Source organism: Actinoplanes sp. NPDC023936, assembly GCF_040639325.1.
Taxonomy (GTDB): domain Bacteria; phylum Actinomycetota; class Actinomycetes; order Mycobacteriales; family Micromonosporaceae; genus Actinoplanes.
The window spans coordinates 95,911-122,244 of the sequence record NZ_JBEZZR010000027.1; the positions used below are offsets into that span (position 1 = coordinate 95,911).

Annotated in this window: 21 protein-coding genes and 1 pseudogene; 5 read left to right on the forward strand and 17 right to left on the reverse strand. The window is 70.6% G+C overall.

The window, feature by feature from the left end:
- Positions 1-167 precede the first annotated feature (167 nt).
- Together AB0F72_RS28970 and AB0F72_RS28975 are read left to right on the forward strand one after the other, a co-directional pair.
- Positions 168-1,877: a beta-L-arabinofuranosidase domain-containing protein gene (locus tag AB0F72_RS28970; protein ID WP_360437341.1), complete on the forward strand. Its 1,710-nt coding sequence runs from the start codon at positions 168-170 to the stop codon at positions 1,875-1,877.
- A gap of 950 nt (positions 1,878-2,827) precedes the next feature.
- A complete protein-coding gene (locus AB0F72_RS28975; protein WP_360437344.1) occupies positions 2,828-4,399 on the forward strand; it encodes a pectate lyase in 1,572 nt (523 codons plus the stop codon).
- A 54-nt stretch (positions 4,400-4,453) separates the two neighbouring features.
- Here the strand turns inward: AB0F72_RS28975 and AB0F72_RS28980 are convergent, their stop codons facing one another.
- The 7 genes from AB0F72_RS28980 to AB0F72_RS29010 all read right to left on the reverse strand — a co-directional run bounded on the left by AB0F72_RS28980 (position 4,454) and on the right by AB0F72_RS29010 (position 13,740).
- Positions 4,454-5,956, reverse strand: a complete 1,503-nt coding sequence (locus tag AB0F72_RS28980) for a family 43 glycosylhydrolase (protein ID WP_360437347.1) — start codon at positions 5,954-5,956, stop codon at positions 4,454-4,456.
- A gap of 122 nt (positions 5,957-6,078) precedes the next feature.
- Complete coding sequence (locus AB0F72_RS28985) at positions 6,079-7,005, reverse strand: AEC family transporter (protein WP_360437350.1); 927 nt, start codon at positions 7,003-7,005, stop codon at positions 6,079-6,081.
- A gap of 24 nt (positions 7,006-7,029) precedes the next feature.
- On the reverse strand, positions 7,030-9,183 hold the full coding sequence (locus AB0F72_RS28990; protein WP_360437352.1) for an MMPL family transporter: 2,154 nt from the start codon (positions 9,181-9,183) through the stop codon (positions 7,030-7,032).
- A gap of 53 nt (positions 9,184-9,236) precedes the next feature.
- Positions 9,237-10,586, reverse strand: a complete 1,350-nt coding sequence (locus AB0F72_RS28995; protein WP_360437356.1) for an MFS transporter — start codon at positions 10,584-10,586, stop codon at positions 9,237-9,239.
- A 104-nt stretch (positions 10,587-10,690) separates the two neighbouring features.
- Positions 10,691-10,966, reverse strand: a complete 276-nt coding sequence (locus tag AB0F72_RS29000) for a hypothetical protein (RefSeq protein WP_360437359.1) — start codon at positions 10,964-10,966, stop codon at positions 10,691-10,693.
- Positions 10,967-11,105: 139 nt separating this feature from the next.
- The gene (locus AB0F72_RS29005) at positions 11,106-12,983 is read right to left on the reverse strand and encodes a helix-turn-helix domain-containing protein (protein WP_360437362.1); all 1,878 of its coding nucleotides are present in this window, start codon (positions 12,981-12,983) and stop codon (positions 11,106-11,108) included.
- A 1-nt stretch (position 12,984) separates the two neighbouring features.
- The gene (locus AB0F72_RS29010; RefSeq protein WP_360437365.1) at positions 12,985-13,740 is read right to left on the reverse strand and encodes a 3-hydroxybutyrate dehydrogenase; all 756 of its coding nucleotides are present in this window, start codon (positions 13,738-13,740) and stop codon (positions 12,985-12,987) included.
- 103 nt (positions 13,741-13,843) lie between these two features.
- Between AB0F72_RS29010 and AB0F72_RS29015 the strand changes: the two genes are divergently transcribed.
- Positions 13,844-14,362, forward strand: coding sequence for a DUF1697 domain-containing protein (locus AB0F72_RS29015; RefSeq protein WP_360437368.1), 519 nt, complete (start codon positions 13,844-13,846; stop codon positions 14,360-14,362).
- A gap of 1,060 nt (positions 14,363-15,422) precedes the next feature.
- Here AB0F72_RS29015 and AB0F72_RS29020 read toward each other — a convergent pair.
- The 3 genes and pseudogenes from AB0F72_RS29020 to AB0F72_RS29030 form a co-directional block, all read right to left on the reverse strand.
- Positions 15,423-15,989 (reverse strand): TetR family transcriptional regulator, encoded by a 567-nt coding sequence (locus AB0F72_RS29020; RefSeq protein WP_360437371.1) that lies wholly within the window; start codon positions 15,987-15,989, stop codon positions 15,423-15,425.
- Positions 15,944-17,293: pseudogene (locus AB0F72_RS29025) on the reverse strand (methyltransferase). Before AB0F72_RS29025 ends, AB0F72_RS29020 begins: the two are co-directional and overlap by 46 nt.
- Positions 17,290-18,171, reverse strand: coding sequence for a hypothetical protein (locus tag AB0F72_RS29030; RefSeq protein WP_360437374.1), 882 nt, complete (start codon positions 18,169-18,171; stop codon positions 17,290-17,292). Before AB0F72_RS29030 ends, AB0F72_RS29025 begins: the two are co-directional and overlap by 4 nt.
- Before the next feature lie 228 nt (positions 18,172-18,399).
- Between AB0F72_RS29030 and AB0F72_RS29035 the strand changes: the two genes are divergently transcribed.
- The gene (locus AB0F72_RS29035; protein WP_360437377.1) at positions 18,400-19,530 is read left to right on the forward strand and encodes an acyl-CoA dehydrogenase family protein; all 1,131 of its coding nucleotides are present in this window, start codon (positions 18,400-18,402) and stop codon (positions 19,528-19,530) included.
- 99 nt (positions 19,531-19,629) lie between these two features.
- Here AB0F72_RS29035 and AB0F72_RS29040 read toward each other — a convergent pair whose 3' ends face one another.
- From AB0F72_RS29040 to AB0F72_RS29065, 6 genes are all read right to left on the reverse strand, one after another.
- Complete coding sequence (locus AB0F72_RS29040) at positions 19,630-20,094, reverse strand: hotdog domain-containing protein (protein ID WP_360437380.1); 465 nt, start codon at positions 20,092-20,094, stop codon at positions 19,630-19,632.
- Positions 20,091-20,726, reverse strand: coding sequence for a TetR/AcrR family transcriptional regulator (locus AB0F72_RS29045; protein WP_360437383.1), 636 nt, complete (start codon positions 20,724-20,726; stop codon positions 20,091-20,093). The genes AB0F72_RS29040 and AB0F72_RS29045 overlap by 4 nt, the downstream gene beginning before the upstream one ends.
- Before the next feature lie 46 nt (positions 20,727-20,772).
- Complete coding sequence (locus AB0F72_RS29050) at positions 20,773-21,204, reverse strand: hypothetical protein (protein ID WP_360437386.1); 432 nt, start codon at positions 21,202-21,204, stop codon at positions 20,773-20,775.
- Positions 21,205-21,267: 63 nt separating this feature from the next.
- A complete protein-coding gene (locus tag AB0F72_RS29055) occupies positions 21,268-22,617 on the reverse strand; it encodes an FAD-dependent oxidoreductase (protein WP_360437389.1) in 1,350 nt (449 codons plus the stop codon).
- 109 nt (positions 22,618-22,726) lie between these two features.
- Complete coding sequence (locus AB0F72_RS29060; RefSeq protein ID WP_360437392.1) at positions 22,727-23,305, reverse strand: HD domain-containing protein; 579 nt, start codon at positions 23,303-23,305, stop codon at positions 22,727-22,729.
- Entirely contained in the window at positions 23,292-24,206 is a 915-nt protein-coding gene (locus AB0F72_RS29065) for a LysR family transcriptional regulator (protein WP_360437395.1), read from the reverse strand. The genes AB0F72_RS29060 and AB0F72_RS29065 overlap by 14 nt, the downstream gene beginning before the upstream one ends.
- Positions 24,207-24,279: 73 nt before the next feature.
- Here AB0F72_RS29065 and AB0F72_RS29070 point away from each other — a divergent pair, with 73 nt between their 5' ends.
- Positions 24,280-25,239 carry a DMT family transporter gene (locus AB0F72_RS29070; protein ID WP_360437398.1) on the forward strand — a complete coding sequence of 320 codons (960 nt, stop codon included), beginning with the start codon at positions 24,280-24,282 and terminating at the stop codon, positions 25,237-25,239.
- On the opposite strand, the gene AB0F72_RS29075 is transcribed toward AB0F72_RS29070, so the two are convergent.
- Positions 25,193-25,537, reverse strand: a complete 345-nt coding sequence (locus AB0F72_RS29075; protein WP_360437401.1) for a DUF2255 family protein — start codon at positions 25,535-25,537, stop codon at positions 25,193-25,195. The genes AB0F72_RS29070 and AB0F72_RS29075 overlap by 47 nt on opposite strands.
- Positions 25,538-26,334 lie beyond the last annotated feature (797 nt).

A 26,334-nucleotide genomic window follows, 5' to 3' on the forward strand; every position in this document is an offset into this window, starting at 1 on the left:
AAGGGCCCCGGCCATCTGAACTAACGACTGTCCTCCAGTACTGACTCTATTAGTCGCGAGCCGTTTCATCGACAGCTGTGACACCAGCCCATTGACAAGGGAGGGGGCTGCTCCTAGCGTCAACGAAATCGTTTTCGGGATTTTCTGAAGCTCGAGGTGAGCGCGGCATGATCCACGGCCCCGTCGTCCCCACACCCAGCGCCCTGGGGAAGCTGCGGCCGCTTCCGGCGGACGCGGTGCGCCTCGTCACCGGCGGGCTCCTCGGCGACTGGCAGGCCCGCAACACCGCCGCCGCCTCCTTCATCCCCTCCGCCTTTGCCCCCTCCGCCTTTGCCCCCTCCGCTTTTGCCCCCTCCGCTTTTGCCCCCTCCGCTTTTGCCCCCACCGGCGCGTCGGCCACCTCTGCCGACCTCGCCGCCTTCGCGGCCTCTGCCGACCTCGCCGCCTCTGCCGCCTCCGCCGACGGCACGCACGAGCTGGCCGGGCACCCCGGGATCGAGGCCGCGCTCACCGGGTTGTTCCGGGTCACGGGCCATCGGCCGTACCTGGAGCTCGCTTGCCGGTTTCTGGAGAATCGTGGCCACGGCGCCCTCGGCGACACCGAGTTCGGCCCCGGCCACCACCAGGACCACGTGCCGCTGCGCTCGGCGACCGAGGTGACCGGCCACGTGGTGCGGCAGCTGTCCCTGCTCGCCGGCGCGGTCGACGTCGCCGTCGAGACCCACGACCACGAACTGCTCGCCGCCGCGGAACGGCTCTACGACTCCGCGCTCGCCAGCCGCACCTACATCACCGGCGGCCAGGGCTCCCGGCACCGCGACCAGGCCTACGGCGACCCCTACGAGCTGCCACCGGACCGCGCGTACGCGGAGACCTGCGCCGCCGCCGCCAGTTTCCAGCTCGCGTGGCGGCTGCTGCTCGCCACCGCCGACGTCCGCTACGCCGACGAGATGGAACGCGTGCTGCTCAACGGCATCGCGGCAGGCGTCGGCGTGGACGGCACGTCGTTCTTCACCACCAACCCGCTGCAGGCGCGCACCGGCCACACCCGCCGCGAACCGCACCCCGGCGCCTGCTGCCCACCCGCCGTGGCCGCTCTGATGACCTCGCTGCACACCCGCATCGCCACCGGCGACAATTCCGGGATCCAACTTCATCTGTACGGGTCCGGAGCACTGCGTTCGGCGGGCCGCGCGATCGACGTCTCCACCCGGTACCCCTGGGACGAACAGGTCACCGTCACCGTCACCGCGTCCAGCGCCGAGCCCTGGGCCCTGGCCCTGCGCGCCCCGGCCTGGTGCGCCGACCTGCGCCTCACGGTCAACGGCACACCCGCGCCGGCCCGCCGGCTGGTCGAGAAGGGGTACCTGCGACTGCACCGCACCTGGCACCCCGGCGACCAGATCACCCTGACCCTCGCCATGCCGGCCCGCCGGGTCGCCGCCCACCCCCGCGTCGACGCCACCCGGGGAGCGGCGGCGCTGGTCCGCGGGCCCCTCGTCTACTGCCTGGAACAGGCCGACCTGCCGGTCTCCGGCAAACTGGCCGGCGCAGGCGTCGACGATCTCGAACTGGATCCGTCGGCGCCACTCGCTGTCGCCTATCACACCAGCGGCATCGCACCTGTCACGCTGCAGGCGCCGGTCCGGTTCCGCCCACCGGCGGCCGAGGCGCCCCTCTATCGCACCCTGCCGACGGAGGTGCCCCTGCACCGCAACCTGCCGACGGAGGCGCCCCTGCACCGCAACCTGCCGCCGACGGCACCCGCCCCGGCGGCCGTCACGGGGGTTGCCACCGCCATCCCGTACTTCCTGTGGGCGAACCGCACACCGGGCCCGATGCGGGTGTGGCTGCCCCTGGCCCCACGCCGTCCATGACAGCGGCGCGGCTGGAGCCCTCCGCCAACCCGGACCGTTGAGGACGCGGGCGGCCTTCGATCGTCAAGTCCGGTGATGACCGGCCAGCGGCCCGTGCTCCCATCACCCTGGCGCTCACCGGATTTATCGCATTTATCCGAATAGTCGCAGTGCTAGTTGGTCTTGGGCTCACGATCGGTCACCGCAACAGCGGAGCGCTTGCGCTGTGCGTCATTCTGCGGGGCCCGGGGCGACCGCAGCTTTCCGCGAAGCGCGAGCTTCACCTCGGATGCCAGCACACTGGGTCACGATCATGAGCGCTAGTGCCGGCAGGGCTGCCGCTCGCGCAGGCAGGGATGATGTTCGCGCTGGCGGGGCCGGCACTCGCACAGGCGGGGCCGGCACTCGCGCAGGCGGGGCCGGCACTCGCGCAGACCGGTGACCCCGCTCTCCCCGGCCGACCCGAACTCCACACGCTGCGCGACCCCACCACTTGCGTGTGGATCTGGGGTGCGGAGCGCGCCCGAACTCCACACGCTGCGCCACCCCACCACTTGCGTGTGGATCTGAGGTGCGGAGCGCGCCCGAACTCCACACACCGCGCGACCCCACCACTTGCGTGTGGATCTGGGGTGCGGAGCGCGCCCGAACTCCACACACCGCGCCACCCCACCACTTGCGTGCGGATCTGAGGTGCGGAGCGCGCCCGAACTCCACACACCGCGCGACGCCACCACTTGGGCGTGTGGATCTGGGGTGCGGAGCGCGCCCGAACTCCACACACCGCGTCGCCCCACCACCGGAGGGAGGCACCCCGCCCTCCCCCTTCGGGACCGTCCCCATCGACAACAACAAACCTGCAACTAAATTGTCCCGGATGTTTCTTGCGGGTTAATCGACACCGCTCTATCGTCGCCAGGAAAGCGCTTTCCTGCACCTCAAAAACATCCCCAAGCCTTAGTGAGGCATGCATGAAACGAGCACTGGCGATCAGTACCGGCGCGGGCCTGGCAGCCGCCATCGCCCTCGCACTCCCCCTGCACCAGGCGAGCGCCGCCGCCGTCGGCAGCGCCACCGGCTTCGCGGCCGCGAACGGTGGAACCACCGGCGGCAACGGCGGCACGACGGTACGCGCCACCACCGGCACCGCGATCCACACCGCCCTCTGCACCCGGGCCAGCGCCAGCACCCCGATCACCATCGAGGTCGAGGGCACGATCAACCACGGCAACACCGCCAAGGTCTCCGGCAACAGCTGCAACACCGCGGCCGGCGTGATCGAGCTCAAGCAGATCAGCAACGTCACGATCATCGGAGTGGGCGGCGGGGCGGTCTTCGACCAGCTCGGCATCCACATCCGGGACTCCAGCAACATCATCATCCAGAACGTGACGGTGCGGAACGTCAAGAAGTCCGGCTCGCCGACCTCCAACGGCGGCGACGCGATCGGCATGGAGAGCACGGTCCGCAACGTCTGGGTGGACCACGTCACGCTGGAGGCCTCCGGTGGCGAGTCGGAGGGCTTCGACGGACTGTTCGACATGAAGAACGACGTCGAGTACGTGACCCTGTCCTACAGCGTGCTGCGCAACTCCGGCCGGGGCGGGCTGATCGGTTCGAGCGAGACCGACACCGGAAGCGGCAACATCACGTTCCACCACAACAAGTACGAGAACATCGACTCCCGTACCCCGTTGCTGCGCGGCGGCATCGCGCACATCTACAACAACCACTACGTGAGCCTGCACGAGTCCGGGATCAACTCCCGGGCCGGCGCCCGCGCCAAGGTCGACAACAACTACTTCGAGGACTCGAAGGACGTGCTCGGCACGTTCTACACCGATCAGGCCGGATACTGGCAGGTCAGCGGCAACATCTTCGACAACGTGACCTGGTCGGCGCCGGGTGAGGACAACAGCCCGGCCGGCCCGAACGTCACCTCGAACACCAGCGTGAGCGTCCCCTACTCGTACAGCCTGGACAACGCGTCCTGCGTACCGTCGGTGGTGTCGCTGACGGCGGGCGCGAACAAGGGCATCAAGACGTCGACCGGCACGTGCAGCACGACGTCCCAGCCGTCCAGCCCGCCGCCGAGCAGCCCCGCTCCGAGCAGCCCCGCTCCGAGCAGTCCGGCACCGAGCAGCCCCGCGCCCAGCAGCCCGGCCCCGAGCCAGCCCACCGGCACGAACCTCAGCATCGGCGCCGGCGCGGACGGTTCCAGCAAGGCGAGCGGCACGAGCTACGGCAACGTCCGCGACGGCGACCTCGCCACGTACTGGTCGCCGAGCGGCACGACCGGCGACATCTCGATCAAGTGGGGCTCGGTCACCACGGTCTCCAGGATCAACGTCCGCCTGGCCGCCGGCAGCGGCACGGTCAGCGGTTACCAGGTCCTCAACGGCACCACCGGCGCGGTCCTGTCCAGCGGCAGCGGATCCGGCGTGATCAGCTTCGCCGCCACGTCCCTCACCAAGATCACCTTCAAGATCACCAGCGCTTCGGGTACGCCCCGAGTAGCCGAGTTCGAGACATACGCGGCCTGACAGCAGGCGCCAGGAGCCGTCCCGGATCGACCGGGACGGCTCCCGCCGCACCCGTCAGACCACGATGTTCCACTGCTGGCAGGCGTTACCGAGGGACGCCCACTGGCGGACCGCCACCCCGTCACCCGTGCCGCAGTTCGTGACGTCGAGGACCAGGCCGTTTCCGCGGTTGGCGATCAGGTACCCACCGTTGACCGGGGTGACGCTCCACTCCTGGCACGCGTTGCCGAGCGACGCCCACAGGTTCACCGCCGTCCCGTTGGACACCCCGCAGTTCACCGAGTCGAGCACTGTCCCGCTGTTCACGTTGGTGATCCGGTAGTAGTTGCTCGTCGTCTTCGTGAACGTCCACTGCTGACAGGCATTGCCGAGCGAGCTCCACTGCTGGATCGCGGTCCCGTTCGCCACCCCGCAGTTCTGCGCGTCGAGCACCTTGCCGCTGGCCTGGTTGACCAGCCGGTACCGGGTGCCGCTGACCGGGAACGACACCGAGCCGCCCGGGTCGCCGGCGGGCGCGGTCAGCGCGGTGGAGAGCTTGTCCGGGGTGCCGAGGTTCGGCGTGCCGTCGGAGTTCCAGTTCACCTTCTTGATCCGGGTGGTCCGGGTCGCGCCGCAGCCCTGCGCGGTGGTCTCGTTCGCGTGGTAGGCCATCCACGTCTCGGTGCCGTCCGGCGAGGTGAAGAACGAGTGGTGGCCGGGCCCGTAGACGCTGTTCGCGTCGCTGCGCTGGAAGAGCGGGGTGGACTTCTTCGTCCAGGACGACGCGGCGAGCGGGTTGCTACCGGTCAGGGTCAGCATCCCGATCTTGTAGTCCGGGGTGTTGCAGGAGCTCGCCGAGAACGTCAGGAACGTCTGCCCGTTGCGCTGCAGGATGTACGGCCCCTCCTCGGTGTTTCCGCCGGCCTTCTCCCAGTCGTACGTCGGGTAGGAGATCCGGGTCCCGTACCCGGAGACCGTCCACGGATTGCTCATCGGCGCGATGAACAGGCTCTGCAGATCGCCCACCCACGACGAGTAGAGGAAGTAGTTCGACCCGTTGATCGTCGCGACGCTGCCGTCGATCGCCCAGCCGTTGTTCGCCTGCACGTTGAGCTGGCCCTTGAAGGTGTACGGCCCCATCGGGTCGGTGCCGGCGCTCTCCAGCACGAACGACCGCTGACCGTCGCAGCAGGCCGCGGTGCCGGCCGAGTAGTACAGGTACCAGCGGGTGCCGTTCGGGCCGGTCAGCTTGTGCATCGACGGCGCCCACACGTTGCAGCAGCTGGCCGCGGCCGTTCCGGTGTGGACGACGGACTCGGCGGCGCCGGGGAGCGCGGCCACCGACCTGGCCCGTTTGATGACGACCTGCGAGTTCCAGGTGGTGGCGGCCAGGTAGTAGTAGCCGTTGTCGTAGCCCATCCACGGGTCGGCGCCGTACGGGGCGGAGGCGACCGGGTTGGTGAAGGTGACGGCGGCCTGACTCGGCTGCGGTTTGAGGACGACCGCGGTGAGGGCCGCGGCGACCATGAGGACGACGACGAGTCCGGCCCGGAGGCGATGGGGTATCGCGAGGGACATGGGGGATGTTCCTTCCACGAAGACGAGCGGGGAGCGGACATGACCGAGGACGGTTGCTCGTAACATCCCAGAAAAAATCGAAAAATGTTAGCGCTCTCTCAAGCTTCGAACTCGAAACTTCTCTATGAGTTGGCAGCGCGAACATCGAAGATCACCGTGATCAGCAGCATCACCGGCAGGCAGCCGACCGTGGAGAGGAAGATCGCGTCACGGATCAGGACCAGGCCGGAGGCGAACCGCTGCGCGTAGAGGTAGATGTTCTGCGCGGTGGGCAGCGTCGCCAGGATCGTCACCGTGTAGGCCGCGTCCCGGGACAGCCCGAGCGCCAGCGCGAGCAGGACCGCGACGGCCGGCATCACGAGCAGCTTCAGGGTCACGGCGACGACGGTGGGCAGCCGGTCCGGGCCGGGCGCGAGGACCCTGCGGCCGGACAGCGACATGCCGAACGCGATCAGGACGACCGGCACCGCGGCGTTGCCGACCGTGCTGATCGGATCAAGCAGCGCGCTCGGTACCCGTACCCCCGAGAAATTGACGAACGCACCCAGGGTGACCGCGATGACCAGCGGATTCGCCGCGGGTTTGAGGAAAGCCCACCGGGCTGGAGAACGCCGGGAGGTCGCGCTCTCCAGCAGCATCAGCGCCAGCGGCGTGATGATCAGCAACTGCAGGAAGACGATGGGTACGACGAGGGAGGCGTCCCCGAGAACGTAGGTCGCCACCGGGATGCCGATGTAGTTGGCGTTGGTGTAGCCACCGGCGAGCGCGCCCAGGATGCGCGTGCCGCGGTCGCGCCGCCAGAAGATCAGCACGAAGATCGCGAAGCAGGTGACGGCCGCGAGCGTGGAGACCAGGAGCGGGCCGCTGACCAGCAGACGCAGGTCGGCGGTGAGCGTGCCCTCGAAGAGCAGGCAGGGCGCCAGGGCCGTGTACGCGATCCGCCCGAGCACCGCCTCCGCGTTCTCCGGAAGACTCCCCCATCGCCGCAACGCCCAGCCGATCATGACGATGACGGCGAGAAGGAGAAACCCGGAGAGCGCGTCGATCACGAAGGCACGGTTTCACGATCGGCCTCACGCCGCAGCGGCCGGGATCTCACTCTCCCGCCCGGCCTCGCGCGCCTGCTCGTGCAGCCGGCGGGTGAGTTGCTCGCCCTCGACGTCGACGTTCGGCATCACCCGGTCCAGCCAGCGCGGCAGCCACCAGGCCGCCCGCCCGAACAGCGACAGCACGGCCGGCACGATCGTCATCCGCACCAGGAACGCGTCGACGGCCACCCCGAAGGCCAGCGCGAACCCGAGCGACTTGATGATCGTGTCGGCGGCCAGGATGAAGCCGGCGAAGACGCTCATCATGATCAGCGCGGCGGCGGTGACCACCCGCGCGCCGTGCTTCATGCCGCTGATCACGGCGTCGTCCGGCGCCGCGCCGTGCACGAAGTCCTCCCGGGTCCGCGTCACCAGGAACACCTCGTAGTCCATCGCCAGGCCGAACAGGATGCCGATCAGGAAGATCGGCATGATGCTGACCAGCGGCCCGGTCGACTCCAGGCCGATCAGGCCGGCCAGATGACCCTTCTGGAAGACCGCGACCAGCGCCCCGAACGCCGCCGCGATCGACAACAGGAACCCGATGGTCGCCTTGAGCGGCACCAGAATGCTGCGGAACACCAGCATGAGCAGCACAAAAGCAAGACCGACCACAATTGCCAGGTACGGCCCCAGCGCGTTCGTGAGTTTCTCCGAGACGTCGATGTTGACGGCGGTGGTGCCGGTGACCGCCATCGTCGCGCCGGTCAGCGCGTGTGCCCGGATGTCGTGCACCAGATCCTTCGTCGCCTCGCTGGTCGCGGAGCTGCCCGGGATGACCGTGAGCATCGCGGTGTCCCCGGCCTGGTTCGCGACCGGATCGCTGACCGTCACCACGTCCTCGAGGCCGCCGATCAGCTGCTGCGCCTGGATCGCGGCGCTCTGCGCGGCGCCGGTGGCCGCCTCGATCACGACGATCAGCGGGCCGTTGAAACCGGCCCCGAACCCCTCGGCCAGCTGGTCGTACGCCTTGCGCTGGGTGGAGTCCTCGGCCGCGGTGCTGTCGTCCGGCAGCGCGAGCCGCAGGTCCAGCGCGGGCAGCGCCACCGCCGCGATCAGCACGAGCGAGCCGACCAGCGCGATCCACCGGTGCCGGAGCACGTTGCGCGCCCACCGTTCGCCGAACGGCACCTTCGCGTGGTGTTCGACGGCGGCCGGGTCGGCGCGGTGCTTGCGCGGCAGGATCCGGTTGCCGGCGAAACCGAGCACCGCGGGGACCAGGCTCAGCGTGATGAGCACGGCGACCGCGACGGTCCCGGCCGCGGCCACGCCCATCGCGGTGAGGAACGGTATGCCGGTCACGCTCAGCGCGACCAGCGCGATGATCACTGTGAGGCCGGCGAAGACCACCGCGGAACCGGCCGTGCCGACCGCCCGCCCGGCCGCCTCCACGCCGCCGCGGCCCACCGCGATCTCGTGGCGGTAGCGGGAGACCACGAACAGCGCGTAGTCGATGCCGACCGCGAGGCCGAGCATCGTGGCGAGCGCCGAGGTGGAGCTGGACAGGTCGAAGAAGCCGGTGGCGATCTCGATGCCGAGCATCCCGACGCCCACCCCGACCATCGCGGTGACCAGCGGCAGGCCGGCCGCGACGAGCGAGCCGAACGTGATGATCAGGACGAACGCGGCCACGACGATGCCGATCGCCTCGGCCGCGTGGCTCTCCGTGACGGTCCTGGTGACCTCGCCGGAAAACTCCACACCGATGCCCTGCGACTTCGCGACGTCCCCGGCCGCCAGGAGCTTCTCCCGGTCGGCGATGCTCACATCGGTGGCCGGCACGTCATAGCCGACCGTGACGTACGCGGTCTGCTTGTCCTGGCTGTAGACCGGATCAGCGACGGTCGCCAGCTCCTTCAGCGCGGCCACCGCCGGGTCGAGCTGGGCGGACGTCAGCGCCGACGAGGACGTGAACACCACCGTGGCCGACGCGGTGTCCGAGTTCGTGCCGAACTTCGCCGCCAGCACCTCCATGGCCCGCGACGACTCGGTGCCCGGAATGGAGAACGCGCTGGTGGTGGGCCCGGACAGGGTGGCCGCGCCGACCGCGAACGCGATGAGCAGCAGCACCCAGGCCGCGAGCGTCAGCTTGCGCCGGCGGTAGGAGAACCGGCCCAGCCGATACAACAGGGTCGCCACAAACAACCGATCGGCACCCGAACGGCATCACTGAGCGCGTTTGTTCGGTCTCCTCAGCGGGCGTCGTCGAGGGTCCGGTCGTGCCGCAGTGAGGTCCGCGCCGTCTCCTTCGCCATCAGCACCGCCACGATCGTGAGCACCGACGCCACCGTCATGTAGATCGCCACCGCCGTCGTGTTCGGCGTGTCCACGTCGCCGAGCAGCCGCAACGCGATGATCGGAGCGAGCGCGCCGGCCAGGATCGAGGCGAGCTGATAGCCGACCGACGCTCCGGTGTACCGCACCGACGTGCCGAACAACTCGGAGAAGAACGCGGCCTGCGGTGCGTACATCAGCGCGTGCAGCACCAGGCCGACCAGGATCGCCAGGATGATCAGGGGCTCGGAACGGGTGTCGATCAGGTCGAAGAAGAAGAACATCCAGATCGCCAGCCCGGCCGCGCCGGCCAGGTAGAGCGGCCGGCGGCCGACCCGGTCGGAGAGGCCGCCGATGAGCGGGATGATGACGAACTGGACGGCCGAACCGACAAGCAGCGCAGTGAGGATCATGCTCTTGTCCGAGGTGCTGCCCGCGTACGTCGTCAAATAGGTGATCGAGATGACGGTGACCAGGTAGTACCCGATGTTCTCGGCGAGCCGCATGCCCATCGCCAGCAGAATCTCGCGCGGGTACCGGCGGATCACCTCCAGCAGCGGCTGGTGTTTCTCCTTCTTCCGGGCCCGCTGCTCCTGGGCCTGTTTGAAGACCGGTGACTCCTCCACGGTCAGCCGCACCCAGAGGCCGACCAGCACCAGCACCGCGCTGAGCAGGAACGGGATCCGCCAGCCCCACGACTCGAACGCCTCGTCCGACTGGACCAGCGCCAGCACCCACAGCACGCCGGTGGCGAGCAGGTTGCCGAGCGCCACCCCGGCCTGCGGCCAGGACGACCAGAAGCCGCGCCGGGCGTCGTCGCCGTGCTCGGCGGCCATCAGCACCGCGCCGCCCCACTCGCCGCCGACCGCGAAGCCCTGCAACAGCCGGAACGTGAGCAGCAGGATCGGTGCGGCGATGCCGATCGTGGCGTAGGTCGGCAGCAATCCGATCGCGACGGTCGCCAGTCCCATCAGCATCAGCGAGAGGACGAGCATCTTCTTACGGCCCAGCCGGTCACCGAAGTGCCCGAAGACGACACCGCCGAGCGGGCGGGCCACGAAGCCGAGCGCGTAGGTGCCGAACGCCAGCAGGGTGCCGGTGACCGGATCCGACTTGGGGAAGAACAGGGTGCCGAAGACCAGGGCGGCCGCCGAGCCGTAGAGGAAGAAGTCGTACCACTCCACGGCGGTGCCGACCAGGGAGGCGAAGACGACCTTGACGATGGGGGCACGCCGGGCGTCTGTCTCGGTCGTGGCGGTGGTGGACATGCTGCTCCTCTCGGGTGCGCCAGGTGTTACCGGGACGTTACGGCGGAGAGGATCGCCGAGCCCATGGATGACGCCCACACATTGCGCCCCGCGGATATGTGGATTCAGCCGCCCGGACGGTCAGGGCCGCGCTGCGGACCGATCCGGACTCCGGCCGCCCGCCGCCGCGCGATCCGGCGGTCCATGCCGGACGGCGCCGCGGCTCCGGCCGGGGTCCTCAGCTCGTCGCACGTCTCCCCGGCAAGCGTCGCGGCGCAGCGGCCGGACGACGAGAAGCGCCGCACGCCGGCCGGCTGGCCGGTCTCCCGCGACCAGGCGATACGGATGCCGTACGGCCGGGAGAGCGGCATCGGGTACGTGGGGTACAGGACGGAATCCATGGCTACTCCAGGGCACCTGCTCACGAATGGTGCGCTGCCGAGGTCTGGAGCAGCGAGCGGCGATCGGACACGCCGCCATGAAGGAAAACGGTATACCGTCCGATCGAAGATCGCCGTACCCGCGGTCCACGTACCGCGGTCAGACACCCCGCAACCGGTGCAGCCGCAGCGCCAGCTGCAGATCGAGCACCCGTCCCGGCTGATGCCAGTCCGCCCCGAGCAGCTGGGCCACCCGGTCCAGCCGCTGGGTCACCGTATTGACGTGCACGTGCAGCCCCTCCGCCGCCTTCGCCAGGCCGCCACCCGCGTCGAAATAGGCCTCCAGCGTCCGGACCAGCGCGGTGCCGCGCCGCTCGTCGTACTCGATCACCGGGCCGGCCACCCGCCGCACGAACCCGCCGACGTCCCGGCCGTCGCCGAGCAGCAGGCCGACGTATCCCAGGTCGGCGGCGCCGGCGCCGCTGCCGGCCCGGCCGAGCGCCAGGAGCGCGTCCAGGCATTGCCCGGCCTCGCGGTAGGCGGCGGCGACGGCTGGCGCTCCGCGCGCCGGTCCGGCGCCGCCGGCCGTGACTGCCTGCCCGAGGGTACGGGTCAACTCGCGCGCCACCTGCCGGGCGGTGCCGGTCGGATCGTCGCCGGGCAGCAGCAGAGCGAGCCGCCCCTGCAGCATGACGGCCAGTCCGTGCCGGCCGGCGGCGAACGTCCGCGCCCACGACAGCGCCCGCTGGCGCAACCCGTCCCCCGCGACGACCAGCACGAACGGCGCGTCCACGTCGAGGCCGAGCCGGGCCGCCCGGGAGCGGGCCGCGTCGGGTTCGGCCACCGGCCGGCTGATCAGGTCGTCGAGCAGATCGCCGCGAACCTGCGCCTCGGCGTCGGCGACAGTGCGCCGGAACAGCAGCAGCAGCGCGGTGACCTGCGCGGCACGTTCCAGGATCCGCTGGTCGGCGCCGGTCAGCGGGCGGTCCGGGCGGAACAGCAGCGCCCCGAGATTGTCAGCACCGGCCACCACCGCCGCTATCACGAGGTCGTCCCGCCGTACGCTCCGTCCCTCGGATCGGGAAGCCGCCACCGCCTCGCTCAGCTCGACCACCGCCGGGTCCGGCGGCTCCCCGGACGAGCCCGGCGTCTGCGCGGTGGCGACCGCACGGCCCTGGGCGTCGATCACCACCAGGGCGCCGGCGAGCACACCGACCAGGTCGGCGGCGACGTCGTCCACTCCCCCGCCGCGCAGCACGACGGCTGTCATCCGGTCGTGGGCGTCGGCCGCGCGTTCCACCGACTCGCTGTGCGCCTGGATGACAGCGTTCGCGGCGGAGAGCTCGGCGAGCGCGGTCTGCGTCTCGCTGAGCAGCCGGGCCGTGTCCAGCGCGACGGCGGCGTGCGCGGCGAGCGACGACAGCAGCGCCACCTCTTCCCGGGCGAACGGCCGCTCGGCCCGGTTCGCGGCGAACAGCACGCCGATCACGGCGGACCCCAGGCGCAGCGGTACGCCGAGAATCGCGATCAGCCCCTCGTCGGCGACCCCTTTGTCGATCTCGGTGGTGTGCTGGAACCGCGGATCGGTCGGGTAGTTCGCGGTGGCGTACGGGGTCCCGGTGAGCGCGACCAGACCGCCCAGCCCGGCCCCTGGCGGCAGCCTGAGCTGCTGGAAGCTGGCCGCCACCGATCCGTCGGTGATCCGCATGTAGGTGTCGCCAAGCTCGGTGTCATTGAGCGTCAGATAGGACACGTCGACGCCGAGCAGCGTGCGGACCCGGTGCACGATGGCGCGCAGCACGGCGTCCACGTCACGCAGCCCGGCCAGGTCGCCGGCGGTGTCGTAGAGCGCGGACAGCTCCTCCTCGCGCCGACGGCGGCGTTCCAGCAGCGCACGGACCCGCAGCGCCCGCAGCTTCGCCTGCTCCAGATCCTCGATCTTCTCCGCCGGCGCGCCAGCGGCCCGGGCGGCGACCACCGGCCGCTCGAACTCGACCAGGGCGGCTTCCCGGGCCAGCAGGTCAAGGTATTCGTGCATGTCAGTGCGCGGTCCAGCCGCCGTCGATCGGTATCGACGCGCCGGTGATCAGGTCGGCGGCCGGCGTGCACAGGTAGGCGACCAGTTCGGCCACCTCCTCGGGCGCGATCAGCCGCTTGATCGCGGCACGCTCCAGCATGATCTGCTCGACCACCTGGTCCTCCGGGATGCCGTGCATCCGGGCCTGGTCGGCGATCTGCTTGTCGACGAGCGGCGTGCGCACGAACGCGGGCTCCACACAGTTCGAGGTGACGCCGTGCGGCGCGCCCTCCAGCGCGGTGGTCTTCGACAGGCCTTCCAGTCCGTGTTTCGCGGTGACGTAGGCGGCCTTGAACGGCGACGCGATCAGCCCGTGCACCGAGGAGATGTTGACGATGCGGCCCCAGTTTCCCGCGTACATGTGCGGCAGCACCTTCCGGATCAGCCGGAACGGCGCCTCCACCATGACCCGTTGCAGGTAGGCGAACTTCTCCGGCGGGAAGTCCGGCAGCGCCGACACGTGCTGCAGCCCGGCGTTGTTGACCAGCACGTCCACGGCGCCGGGCACGTCGTCGACAGCGTCCGCCCGGGACAGGTCCGCGATCACCGGCTGCCCGCCGACGACCGCCGCGACCTCCTTCGCCGCGACATCGTCCACGTCCGCCACCAGCACTGTCGCGCCGGCCTCGGCCAGCCGGACCGCGCAGGCCCGCCCGATGCCGCTGCCCGCTCCGGTGACCAGGGCGACCCGGCCGTCGAGATCGAGGTTGACCACCATGGCGTCACCCTACGAGCAGAGAGGCCGATCGCTCTATGTGCGCCACCGCCACGCCCGGCCGGGCGGCCATGTGGCGTCAGGACATGCGCGGTTAAATGGCGGCATGACTCGTTACGCGGTGCTGCTGCGCGGCATCAACGTGGGCCGGAACCGCCGCATCGCGATGGCGGACCTGCGCGAACTGCTCACCGGAGCCGGATACTCCGGCGTCGCCACCCTCCTGCAGAGCGGCAACGTGATCCTGGACGCCACCCAGCCCGCCGCCGAGCTCGGCCCGGCGCTGGAACAGCTGATCGAGAAGCGATTCGGCTTCCCGGTCGGCGTGATCCTGCGCAGCCACGAGGAGCTGACCCGCATCGTCGCGCTGAACCCGTTCGCATCGGTCGCGACGGACGGGTCCCGTTATTTCGTGTCCTTCGCCGGGGCGGAGGGCTCGGACGAGATCCCCGAGGTCGACAGCGCCGACCAGTACGTCGTCGACGGCGCCGAGACCTACCTCTGGTGCCCCGACGGCATGCGCGACAGCCCGTTGATCAAGGCGCTCACGAAAGTCAAGAACCCGCCGCCCTCCACGATCCGCAACTGGAACACCGTCGAGAAGCTGCTCACCCTGATGTCCTGACAACAGGTGATCTCCAAGCCGGCGCCGCGAGAGTGGTCGCCGGCCGGCACCGATGGTTGTCACCGGGCGTGCCCACCTCCGGTGATCGTGGGCCTGTCCCGGCCGGACGCCGCCGACGACGGAGGTGGGGGCGGCGCTCTGCGGAAACGCACGGACGGTTCGTTGTTGCCCCTCTGCGGAAATCACCAAGATCGCCCGGTGGCGGGCGGCGATCACGTCGCGGATCTTGGAATCGGCGAGGCGAGCTGGCTCCTGGTGTTCACAAAACGGACAGTCGGCAGCACTGGACGCCAGCCGAGCCGGGCGAGCTGGCTCCCAGCGCTGCCACCGGCGCGTTCCGACGACACTCAGCACCAGCCCACCCGCGGCGCCAGGGCGGTGAGCGCCCGCGGCGCCAGGGCGGTGAGCGCACGCGGAAGTCGGCTGCGTGCGGCGGGTTGCTGCACTGGAGCAATGCCGCGCAGTTGAGCGATCGCGCATGTCGACGACGCCCGTTCACGTGATCAAAGCCGCGGGCCGACACCGTGGTCCGGCCGGCTCTCCGTGTTGTCCGAGTATGTTGCTGGGAGCGTTGTCCGAGCACGGTGCTGGCAGCGTTGTCCGAGCACGTTGCTGGGAGCACTGTCAACCAGCCCGTCTCGCCCCGATGCCACTCAGCCTAAGTTGATCTCCAGATCGAGCGGTGAACGACAGGGCTGCTCACGGTGGGCTCGTGCCCCGGTAGCGGCTCACGATGCGGCTCTGTCGCGGGGGCTGCGGCGCACCGAAGTTCACGCCAGCCACGATGAAGTCGCACGCAAACGGTTCGTGTGCCTTCATCCCTGCCCTGGCGTTGATGGATCGCCACGCAGGCGTTGTGTGTGACCCCGTCCCCGCGGCGCCGGCGTTGTGTGTGGCCTCGTCCATGCGGCGCCGGCGTTGCGTGTGACCTCGTCACCGCGACGCAGCGACACAGCGACGCAGCGACGCAGCGACGCAGCGACGGGCGCGATCTTGGCAGATGGTGGCTGCGAGATGGGCACGAGCTGCCAAGATCTCACGGCTTGTCGCTTCGCGTCGCCTACGGGCGGGCCCGCTTGATCCGCGACTTCAGCGCCCGGCGCGCCAGCGGCCCCAGCTCGTCCACCACCTCGACCAGCACCGCGAGCTGGTCCAGCGCCTCGAACGCCCGCTGCGCCCCGTCCCGATCGATCCCCTCATAGAGCTCGATCCCCACGAACGCCGCCGCCACCGCACGCGCCAGGCCGGGGATGTCCGCCACCTCGGCGACCGGCGACCCCGCCAGCAGCCGGGTCAGCACCGTCTCGATCTCGTCGGTCCACAGCGCCAGCGCGGCACCGGTCGGCGCGGCCAGCCGGTCACCGGTCTGTGCCGCGGCGAGCAGCTGCGCGAGCACCGACACATTGCCCTGCGCCAGCTCAGCGGCGTGCAGCTCCCGGCCGACCTGGAGCAGCTCCCGCAGCGAGCCGACCGCCGCGAAGCGGTCCGCGAACGCGCCGACGCGCTGCCGGGTGGCCTGCTCGCAGGCGGCGCCGAGCAGCTCGTCGACGGATCCGTAGTGGTAGAAGACGAGCGCCTGGTTCACCCCCGCCGCGGCGGCGATGGTGCGGGCCGACGCTCCGGCCACCCCGTGGTCGCGCAGCGCGGCCAGCGCACCGTCGAGCAGGCGTTGTTTCGTGTCGCTCATCGAGCGCCATTCTTCCCCACCGCCTGGTGCGGCGGCGCGATCAGGGCGTCCACCACCAGCTGAGCGAGGCGGTCCAGGCCGGGGAGCAGCAACAACCAGCTTGGGTACGCGTACAGCAGTCCACAGTGTTCCATCCCGCGGGCGACCGCTGCGACCCCCGAGGCGACATGCCCGTCGCCGGCTTCGTAACGCGCCCGCCACAGGTCCGGCCCGGCCGGTTCGATGCTCAGGCCCGCCGGCGACTGCCGGAGCAGCAGATCACGCACTCCGGCACACGGGCCGCAGTCGTCGTCGAGCCAGAGCCGTCCCGGCACCGCGTTCGGGGCGGGACGGGCCCGGGGCCACCAATCGTGGACCTCACGTCGGTAGGCGCGCCACTGGTCCCCGTACCTCGCCTCCAGGTCGTGCCGCTCGGAAGCCGCCGCCAAGCCCGCCGAGAACGCCGTCGCGCTCAGCGCGGCGGCGGCGAGTGCGGCGCTGCGGGTGAGCACCGCCAGCCAGAGGAGCAGGAGCACGCCGCTGACCTGCATCGGGTTGGCGAGGTACGCGTAGACGCCGCTCGTGACGAGCCGGTGCGGCGGGTCCCACGGGAACGGTGTCCCGCCACCCCGCACCGCGAACTCGCGAACCGCGGCGAGCGCCGGCACCGCGAGCGCCAGGGTCACCTGCCCGGCCAGGAACAACGTGGTCCCGGAGAGCCGCGACAGGTGTTCCCAGCCGCCGTCGCCGAGGCTGAACGCGACGCTCGGGATGAGCCAGAGCAGCAGCACCGCGAAGAGCCCGGCCTGGAGCAGCACGCGCGGGATCAGCCGTCGCCGATCGTCGGTCCACCGGCCCAGCAGTTGCGCCGGGAGCGCGACCGCGACCAGGCCGAACGCTTCGCCGAGCAGCCAGTGCGGACCGAGCGTGACGAGCGGTTCGAGCGCCGGCATGGCGACCGCGTCGATCCAGAGGAGCAGGCCGAGCGCGACCGGCAGGGGCAGGATCCGCCGGAGCAGCACCGGAACCGGCCCCCAGAGCGCCGCCCAGCCCAGCCACAGATCCACCGGAAACCCCCGGTACGCCCCGTCGACCCGGGCGAACGTCCACCACCCGGCAGCGGCGGCCACCTCGTGCAGCACGGCGAGGCCGGTCGCCGACGCGAGGAACGCGAGCACCGCGCCCACCCGTCTCGGCGTGCAGCGGGCGGCGGCGAGCACCGCCGCCGCGGGTACCAGCAGGGCGAGGTAGCGGGCGAGGATCACGGCAGGTTCAGCATGTTCAGGAAGTGTTCCGCGCCGGCGTGCATGAACCGGTCCTGGAGCGGCCCGAAGTACCAGAACGGGTCGAGCCCGCGCCGGTAGCCGATCCGCAGCGTGACCTCGCTGCCGCCCTGCTCGCCGGGCTGCCAGCTCAGCGTGGCGTCGCGCATGCCGACCCAGCGGCCGGTGATCGACGAGTCCTCGACGACCGCGAAGGTGATCTCGCGCGGCCCGGCGGCGACGACCTCGGTGACGATCTGCCCGCCGGGGCCGTGTGAGCTGCCGTGATAGCCGAACATCCAGCGGTCGCCGGGGGTCAGGCCGCTGCCGTGCACGTGCTCCGGCGTCGGCACGCCGAGCAGCCGCAACGCGACCGGCCGGGCGTCCTGCGGCTGTGGCCCGGCGGCGAGCAGGGCGGGCAGCGCGGCCGGGTCGATGTGCGCCTCGCGACTCACCCGTACGGATTGGTCGGGATGCACCCGCCAGTCCGGCTGCACTCCCTCGGCGCCGGTCAGCAGCAGCGGCAGCGGGAGCAGCACGGTCAGTCTCCGGGACCCACCGGCCATCCGGACCAGCGCGGTGATGCCATGGGCGAGCAGATAGACCAGCGGCGCGGCGAGCACCACGCAGATCGCGCCCTCGTGCGCCGCCACCGCCGCCAGCAGCAGGCCGATGGTGGTGAGCCGGAAGACCCGGCCGTGCGTGCTCTTCCCCGGTTGCAGCGCGAGGCCGGCCGCCAGCGCGGTCGGGAGCACGACGAAGAGCAGCGCGCTGTCGGCCCGTCCGGTGCGCTGGACGACCACGAAGAACACCACGCCGAACAGCACGATGATACCGGCCAGGATCAGATTCGCCGGCCGCGTCCGAGCACGTTCCACCATCAACCTCCGTGTTTTGAGCACTCGCTCAAGTCGTACCGTAGCCGGTTTTGAGCGACTGCTCAAGCGGGGGTGGATCCGTCGCGGGGATGACCCGTGATCCGCATCGAGGGTGACGACGTCCCGGTTCTGTCCCGGATAACTTCCTGAGTCGGAGGGGCGACTGTCCCTGGTGGACGGGACACCTGATCGGCTTTGATCGCCTCAACAGCCGGATTCATGGGGGTAGACATGCACGACCTGGTTCGCCGCGCCCGGGAGTTGGCGCCGTCTCTGCAGGCCCGGTCCGCGGAGCTCGACTCGGCCCGGCAGCTGCCGGCCGACCTGGTGGCCGAGCTGAAAGCGGCAGGCTTCTTCCGGATGTTCGTGCCGCGGTCCCACGGCGGGCACGAGGCCGACCTGCGCACCGGCCTGGCGGTCCTGGAGCGCCTCGCCACGGCCGAGCCGGCCGTCGGCTGGACCGTGATGATCGGTTCCGAGACGCCGCAGTTGCTGGCCTGCCTCGACCGGGAGACCTTCGACAAGATGTACTCGTCCGGCCCCGACGTGATCGTGGCCGGCGGCTTCAACCCACAGGGCACGGCCACCCCGACCCCCGACGGCTACCTGGTCGACGGCCGCTGGGCGTTCGGCAGCGGCAGCACCCACGCCGACTGGATCTTCGGGAACTGCCTGCTCGCCCCGATCGGCGACGTGCCGCAGACACGCTCGGCGCTGGTACCCGCCGCCCAGGTGCGGATCGTCGACACCTGGCAGGTGCTCGGCCTGCTCGGCACCGGCTCACACGACGTCGAGATCAGCGGCGTGCACGTCCCGGCCGAGCACACGTTCGACCTGTTCGCCGGCGTCCCGTCGATCCCCGGCCCGGCGTACGTGGCCCCGCTCATGCACTTCGTGCTGCACCTCGGCGCCGTCGCGACGGGCATCGCCCAGGGCGCGCTGGACGCCACGACGGCCCTGGCCGCCGGCGGCAAGCAGAGGCTCTACGCGAAGACCCGTCTGGCCGACACCCAGCTGTTCCAGGTCCAGCTGGGCCGCGCCGACCTCACCCTGCGCGCCGCCCGTGCCCTGCTGGCGACGACCGCCGACGAACTGTGGGAGCTCTGCTCGACCGACCCGGCCGGCCTGCCCGCCATCGGCCCGCGGATCTCCGCGACCCTGACCTGGGTCACCGACGCGGCCCTCTCCGTGGTCGACACCTGCTACCGGGCAGGCGGCGGCCAGGCGGCGCGGGACGCTTCGCCCATCCAGCGCCGCTTCCGTGACATGCACACCTTCAGCCAGCACGCAGCCGCAGCCGAGGGCTGGCTGGGCGGCCACGGCGCAGCCCTGCTCGGCAGCCCGGGAGGCTTCGCCTACTGACCCGTGCCGCCACCGCCGCCCGCCGATCTTGGCGAATTGCTCACGGACGTCGTCAGTGTGCAACTCGCCAAGATCGCAGCGGGGGCGCGGCGAGGTGGGTTAGTTGGTGTGGCGGAGGATGGTGGCGGCGAGGCCGCGGGCGTGGTCGGTCCACGGCTCGGGGCGCATGGTGGCCGGGTTGAGCCGGACGTTCACGCGGCGGCCCTCGGCGAACACCGTCGCGCCGTCCGTGGAGATCACCCGGAAGCCGTACTCGGCGCTGGTTGTGCCGATCTTGTCGAGCCAGAAGTGAACGGTGATGTCGCCGGTGCCGAGGACCGGGCGGTTGAAGGTGATCCCGTACTCGCGGACCACGTTGAAGGCGTCCGGCGTGGTGGGACGGCCGCCGGAGAAGGAGACGCCGCGCTCGGCCCACCAGAGGGAGATGGCGCGCTCCACCAGGACCGCGTACCGCGAGTTGTGCAGCATGCCCATGGCGTCCAGGTCGTCGAAGTGGACCGGGATGTGCACCGTGGCGCCGTAGGAGACGGAGGAGACGGCGGCGGGTTCGGTCACGGCGGTCATGTCAGCTCCGGAAGGATCGTGGGGTTGGTGGTGATCGAGCGCAGGTGGTCCAGCAGAGCCTGGCGGGCCTGCCGGAACGTCGGTCCGGTCCCGAGCACCGGCGCCTGCATCACGGCGCAGACCCCGAGGGATTCGGTGTGGTAGGCCAGGCCCTCCGGGTTCACGCCGGGGCGCACCTCGCCCAGCGTGAGCGCCTCGGCGGCGGTCCTGGTCAGGAACGCCATCCAGTCACGCAGCTCGGCGGCGAGACGGTCGCGGATCACGCCGGGGCGGGCGTTGAACTCGAAGTGCGCGTTGGCGAAGAAGCAGCCGCCGGGCAGCACCCCGGACTCGTAGAACGCGAGCCGGCTGTCATGCGCGGCCCACAGCCGCCGCACCCCGGCCGGCTGCGAGCGGGCCGGGGCGACGACCAGCTCGGTCCACTGCGCCCGCGCGTGGTCGATCACGGCGAGTTGCAGCGCTTCCTTGGACCGCCAGTGCGCGAAGAGGCCGGACTTGCTGACCCCGAGCGCGTCGGCGACCTGGCTGAGCGACAGCCCGTCGAGCCCGTTGACGGTGGCGAGCAGCAGCGCCTGGTCGAGCACGGCGGCACGGGTCCGCTCGCCTCGCACCAGCCGGCCGTCCTGCGTCATGCCCACACGCTACAAAACGACCGACCGTTCGTAAATATAATCGTCGTCACCCCAGGAGGGACATGATCACGGCGTATTGGCGCACCGTGACGTACGACGGGTTCGCTCCCTGCGGCTGCCGGAGCACCTCGATGTCAGGAAGCAGAGAACGGATCCGCGATCGCGGGATCCAGGCTTCCGGCGGGGCGATCGTCAGGTCCAGGGGCACTTCCCAGCCGTCGCCGTCGCGCCGGGGCGGACCGGTCAGCCGCCCGGCGCCCCAGATCCCGTAGGCGCTGTCGCGCCGCCGGCTGCCGCTGCCCCAGAACAGCACCGGCTGCCCGGCCCGCATCAGCTCCAGCCGATAGCTGGGCTGCACGCACCACCGCTCGACCCGGGGCGCGACAGCGAAACGCTCCCGCAGCCCGGCGTGGTCCGCGTTCCCCTTGAGCAGCCAGGCTCCAAGATCCTCGACAGCAACCGCACGTGTGGGGCTCATCCGCTCCGGATACCCACGAAGGCCGGCGCACGATCGCGCCGGCCTTCGGTGAAGGAGAATCGATCAGATCCCGTTGCAGATGCCGGTCATCTCGTCCCGCGGGACGACCTTGATGCGCTTGCGGCCGTGCGGCTCGCCGAGCGTCACCTCGTGGGCGTCCAGCTTCTGCCAGCCCTCCCAGTCGGTGACGTCCAGGCCACGCCCGCGCAGGTACTCGAGGACGCCCTCGTGCGTGGGGTCGACCGGGGCCGGCAGCTTCTCGGCGTCCTCGAGCAGGCTCTGGACGGTCTCGCCGGCGTCGCCCTTGGTGTGGCCGATGAGGCCGACCGGGCCCCGCTTGATCCAGCCGGTGACGTACATGCCGGGGATGTGCTCGCCGTCGAGGTCGAGGATCCGGCCGGCCTGGTGCGGGATGGTGCCGGTCTTGGTGTCGAACGGCAGGTCGGGCAGCGCGGTGCTGAGGTACCCGACGGCCCGGTAGACGGCCTGGACCGGCCAGTCGGTGAACTCGCCGGTGCCGCGGACCCAGCCGTCGCCGGTCAGTTCCTGGGTCTCGGTGCGCAGGCCGACGACCTTGCCGTCCTCACCGAGCACCTCGACCGGAGCCTGCAGGAAGTACAGGTGCAGGCGGCGCGGGCGGTCGCGGGGGTCGCGCACGGCCCAGTTCTGCAGGATGTCCACGCACATCTTGACGTGCCGGGTCTGCCGCATCGCCTCGAGGCTGCCCTCGTCGAACTCGATGCCCTCGGGGTGGATGATCACCTCGACGTTCGGCGAGTGGTCGAGTTCGCGCAGCTCCTGCGGGGTGAACTTGACCTGGGCCGGGCCACGGCGGGAGAACAGGTGCACGTCGGTGACCGGGCTGGCCTTCAAGCCCTGGTAGACGTTGTCCGGGATCTCGGTGACCAGCAGCTCGTCGGCGGTCTTGGCGAGGATCCGGGCCACGTCGATGGCGACGTTTCCGGCGCCGATGACGGCGACCTCCTTGGCCTCCAGCGGCCATTCACGCGGTACGTCGGGGTGCCCGTTGTACCAGGACGCGAAGTCGGCGGCGCCGAAGCTGCCCTGCAGGTCGATGCCGGGGATGTCGAGGGCGCGGTCCTTCTCGGCGCCGGTCGCGATGACCGTGGCGTCGTAGAAGCGGCTGAGCTCCTCGGGCTTGACGTCGGTGCCGTACGCGACGTTGCCGACGAAGCGGATCCGCGGGTTGTTCAGGATCCGGGTGAGAGCGTTGACGATCTCCTTGATCCGCGGGTGGTCGGGCGCGACGCCGTACCGGATCAGGCCGTAGGGGGTGGGCAGCTTGTCGAAAATGTCGACGGTGACCGTTTCCGAAGCCTTGATCAAGTGGTCGGCCGCATAGATGCCAGCCGGGCCGGCACCGATGACAGCAACCCGCAGGGGGCGATCCATAGATAAATCCCTCACTCGCGCTCTCGCCGATGATCAAAGGAAACGGCAAGACTCTAAAACTTGAACCTAGGTTGAGATCAAGTCGATCTCACGGTCCCGAACTGGTTCATTAGCGGACAGAATGGCCGAACTCACGCGCCAGCGGAGTAAGGTTAGGCTGCCCGAACTCCCTGGTGAGAGCGTCGAAACGCGCGGGCTTGTCCGCACCGAAGCGGCCGACGGCGGCCGCGAATGTGTCACTGGTCACGAATGACGGTGGCGTCGATTTGCTGTGAAATTTGTCCGCATACATCACGATCCGTTCCTCGGCCGATTCGGCCAGGTAGTCCGCCACCGGCATCGGCAGCCCCTGCCGGGCCACGTCCTCGGCGGTGATCCCGACGCCGGTGTGATGCGAGCAGAACCGGCTGAGCACCTCCGGCAGGCCGAGCTCGCGGGCCAGCTCCGCACCGAGCACGCCGTGCCGGACGTAGGCGTCGTCAACGGCCAGCCGGTACACCCCGATGTCGTGCAGCAGGCAGCCGGCCCGTACCAGATCGGCGTCGAGATCCGGCGCGCCGGACGACGCGATGAGCTGCGAGGCGATCGACCAGACGATCCGGCAGTGCGTCCAGACCGACTCGAACGCCGCACGGCTCGGCGCGGCCTCCCGGTGCATGGCACGGATCTGCGTCTCAGACGGAATCACCCAGAGAAGATGCCACGTCGGTCAGAACGGCCAGGAAGGTGGTCAGGGCCGGCGCCCGCGGACCGTCGCGGGTGACCACGAAGAGACGCCGTCCCAGGCTCTGCTCGGCGACGTCCCGGACCGCCACCGCCGGATCCCCGGCGGGAAGCGTCAGCTCGGGCAGCAGCGCCACCGCGCCGGCCCGGCGGACCAGTTCGAGCTGCACCTCCGCGTCGTAGCAGAGGTGCCGCAGGTCCGGGTCGAAGCCGCCCAGCGAGCGGCAGGTGCCGACGACCATGGCGTGGTGACCGGTGCTCGCGCCGGTGGCGACCCAGGCCTCGTCGCGCAGCGCGGTGATCGGCACCGGGCCGCCCGAGGCGGCGAGCGGGTGGGCCGCCGGGAGCACCAGCTTCAGCTCTTCGGCGTGCAGCACGGCGAACCGCAGGCCGGCCTGGCGTGGCCGGGGATGGCCGTCGTACTCGTCGCTGATCAGCAGATCCACCGCGCCGAGGCGCAACTCGGGCAGGGCCTCCTCCACCTCCAGCTCGAAGACCTCGGCACGGATCCCCGGGAAGGCGGCCGCGATCCGGGCGACCGCGGGAACCAGCAGGCGGCGAGCGGCTGACTGGAGTCCACTGGCGCGCACGGTACCCCGTACCTCATCGGTGTGGGCCGCGAGATCCGCCGCTGCCGCATCGGCGGCAGCCAGAAGGACCCCCGCGTGGCCCGCCAGGATCCGCCCCGCGTCGGTGAGGCGCACGCCGCGCCCGGCCTTCTCCAGGAGCTGGGCGCCGACCTCCTTCTCCAGCAGCGCGAGCTGTTGCGAGACGGCGGACGGGCTGTAGCCGAGGGCCGCCGCGACCGCGCCGAGCGTGCCCCGCACCTCGAACTCACGGAGAAAGCGCAGGCGACGCAGCTCCATGCACAAATCCTAAACAATGAGCTCCAGGAATCGTCACTGGACGTGATGAATCAGCGGGCCGAAGCTTGCCCTCATGGGTCCCGCTCTCTGCCTGCTCTCCGCTGTCTGCTTCGGCGCGCTCGGCATCTTCGGCAAGCTCGCCTTCGAGGCGGGCGTCTCCCCAGGCACGCTTCTACTGATCCGATTCGGACTGGCGGCGGTCGTGCTAGGTGCTTTCCTGGCGTTCCGCGGGAAGCACGGGAACACCACCCCCGGTCGGTTCCTGGCCGCGGCCATCGGCCTCGGAGCATTGGGGTACGCGGTGCAGGCGAGCCTGTACTTCGAAGCCCTGGCCCGGATGGACGCGTCCCTGCTGTCCCTGGTCTTCTACCTGTATCCGCTGCTCGTGACGGCGACGGCGGTCGCACTCGGCCGGGACCGGCTCACCGCGGGCACTGTCGCCGCGCTGCTCGCCGCCTCCGGCGGGGTGATGCTGGTGCTTCTCGGCGCGGGCGGCGTGGCGATCGACGGCATCGGCGTGACGCTGGCGTTCGGCTCCGCGCTCACCTACACCGCCTACATCCTGTTTTCGGACAGGGTCGTGCACCGGATGCCCCCGATCCTGCTCACCACCCTGGTCCTGGCCGGCGCGGCCGCCGCCCTCGCGGTCCGCGCCCTGTTCACCGGCGGCGTGGATCTCGGGTTCGGCATGACAGGCTGGTTCTGGCTGGCGTGCATCGTGATCGTCTCGACCGTGCTGCCGATCGTGGCGTTCTTCGCCGGCCTGCGCCGCACCGGGCCGTCGACCGCGGCGATCCTCTCCACGTTCGAGCCGGTCGTGACCACGGTTCTGGCCTCGATGCTGCTGCACGAGAGCCTGACGGCGACGCAGCTGGCGGGTGGTCTGCTGGTGTTGTCGTCAGTGGTGGTGCTGCAGCTGAAGGGCGGCGCCGGCCGCCGTCGCGCCGACGCCGGGCAGCGGCCGGATCGCGAGCCCCGCCGCCGCCTCAGATCCGGTCCAGCCGCATCGTGGTTCCGCTCGCCGGCGGGTTGATCATCGCGTTCGCGTACTCCGAGCCGCCGTACTTCGCGGTGAACGCCCGGTCGACCGCCTCCTCCAGGGCCGGGTCGGCAACCGGTGTGAAGCGGACCGCGTGCTCGTCGCCGTCCACCACGACCGAGCCCGTCCCGTACCGGCGCGCCCGCCGATACCAGACCCCGGCCTCGCCTTTCCAGGACCGGACATAGAGGTCATCGCCCACGGCAACCACCCAGATGGGTACGCGCACCGGCTCCCGCCCCGGCGCGGGCACCACGACGTCGATCTCATGGCTGTCAGCTACCCATGGCATGTCCCCGATTCTGACACCGGATTCGCTGGCTGCCCGGGGTAGGACCTCGTTCACGGCTCGGTCCTGGTGCTGGACATCCAGATCCGCCACTCGCCCCGCCCGCCGCTCGCCCCGCCCGCCGCTCGCCCCGCCCGCCGCTCGCCCCGCCCGCCGCTCGCCCCGCCCGCCGCTCACCCCGCCCGCCGCTCGCCCCGCCCGCCGCTCGCCCTTCCTCCGCGGTAGATCTTGGAATGTTGCGCCCGGCTGGCGCGCAGTGCTCGCGGAAGACGCATCCGGCAGCACTGGTGACCAGCTCGTCTTGCCCGGCTGGCTCTCAGCGTTCTCGCCGGCTCGTCGGGACAGCACCGAACGCCAGCCGGACCGCCCGTCAACACGAACCGTTGTCGCCCACCGTGCCGGAATCGGAGGTAAAAGCCGCGCTGCACGGAAACCCGCGGACGCCCCAGGCCCCACAGAATGACGAAACCCCCGAGCGCTCCACGGTCAGCAGCGACCGACCGTGACGCGCCGCCGAATCGGCCGGTGAGCCGTAGCTCAGGCATGTTTCTCGTGCCGGGAACGTGCGCTGGCTACGGCTCGGGTCGGTGAGCCGTAGTTCAGGCAGGTTTGTAAGGCGGCGGAGTCAACCGGTGGTTGCAACACCCGGTTGCTGCGCTCGCTACGGCTCGGAGCGGTCAGCCGTAGCTCAGGCAGGTTGTTGGGGCGGCGGATTCAATCGGTGGTTGCAACACAGTCTGTTTGTGCTGGTAGCGGTGCTGAGAGTAGCGCGTTGAGGGCTTGAGCGGGAGTTCTCATGC

Excerpts from the sequence above, each read along its gene's own strand:
- AB0F72_RS28970 (WP_360437341.1), top strand. The coding sequence starts at position 168 with ATGATCCACGGCCCCGTCGTCCCCACACCCAGCGCCCTGGGGAAGCTG.
- AB0F72_RS28975 (WP_360437344.1), top strand. The coding sequence starts at position 2,828 with ATGAAACGAGCACTGGCGATCAGTACCGGCGCGGGCCTGGCAGCCGCC.
- AB0F72_RS28980 (WP_360437347.1), bottom strand. The coding sequence starts at position 5,956 with ATGTCCCTCGCGATACCCCATCGCCTCCGGGCCGGACTCGTCGTCGTC.
- AB0F72_RS28995 (WP_360437356.1), bottom strand. The coding sequence starts at position 10,586 with ATGTCCACCACCGCCACGACCGAGACAGACGCCCGGCGTGCCCCCATC.
- AB0F72_RS29000 (WP_360437359.1), bottom strand. The coding sequence starts at position 10,966 with ATGGATTCCGTCCTGTACCCCACGTACCCGATGCCGCTCTCCCGGCCG.
- AB0F72_RS29005 (WP_360437362.1), bottom strand. The coding sequence starts at position 12,983 with ATGCACGAATACCTTGACCTGCTGGCCCGGGAAGCCGCCCTGGTCGAG.
- AB0F72_RS29010 (WP_360437365.1), bottom strand. The coding sequence starts at position 13,740 with ATGGTGGTCAACCTCGATCTCGACGGCCGGGTCGCCCTGGTCACCGGA.
- AB0F72_RS29015 (WP_360437368.1), top strand. The coding sequence starts at position 13,844 with ATGACTCGTTACGCGGTGCTGCTGCGCGGCATCAACGTGGGCCGGAAC.
- AB0F72_RS29030 (WP_360437374.1), bottom strand. The coding sequence starts at position 18,171 with ATGGTGGAACGTGCTCGGACGCGGCCGGCGAATCTGATCCTGGCCGGT.
- AB0F72_RS29035 (WP_360437377.1), top strand. The coding sequence starts at position 18,400 with ATGCACGACCTGGTTCGCCGCGCCCGGGAGTTGGCGCCGTCTCTGCAG.
- AB0F72_RS29040 (WP_360437380.1), bottom strand. The coding sequence starts at position 20,094 with ATGACCGCCGTGACCGAACCCGCCGCCGTCTCCTCCGTCTCCTACGGC.
- AB0F72_RS29045 (WP_360437383.1), bottom strand. The coding sequence starts at position 20,726 with ATGACGCAGGACGGCCGGCTGGTGCGAGGCGAGCGGACCCGTGCCGCC.
- AB0F72_RS29050 (WP_360437386.1), bottom strand. The coding sequence starts at position 21,204 with ATGAGCCCCACACGTGCGGTTGCTGTCGAGGATCTTGGAGCCTGGCTG.
- AB0F72_RS29055 (WP_360437389.1), bottom strand. The coding sequence starts at position 22,617 with ATGGATCGCCCCCTGCGGGTTGCTGTCATCGGTGCCGGCCCGGCTGGC.
- AB0F72_RS29065 (WP_360437395.1), bottom strand. The coding sequence starts at position 24,206 with ATGGAGCTGCGTCGCCTGCGCTTTCTCCGTGAGTTCGAGGTGCGGGGC.
- AB0F72_RS29070 (WP_360437398.1), top strand. The coding sequence starts at position 24,280 with ATGGGTCCCGCTCTCTGCCTGCTCTCCGCTGTCTGCTTCGGCGCGCTC.
- AB0F72_RS29075 (WP_360437401.1), bottom strand. The coding sequence starts at position 25,537 with ATGCCATGGGTAGCTGACAGCCATGAGATCGACGTCGTGGTGCCCGCG.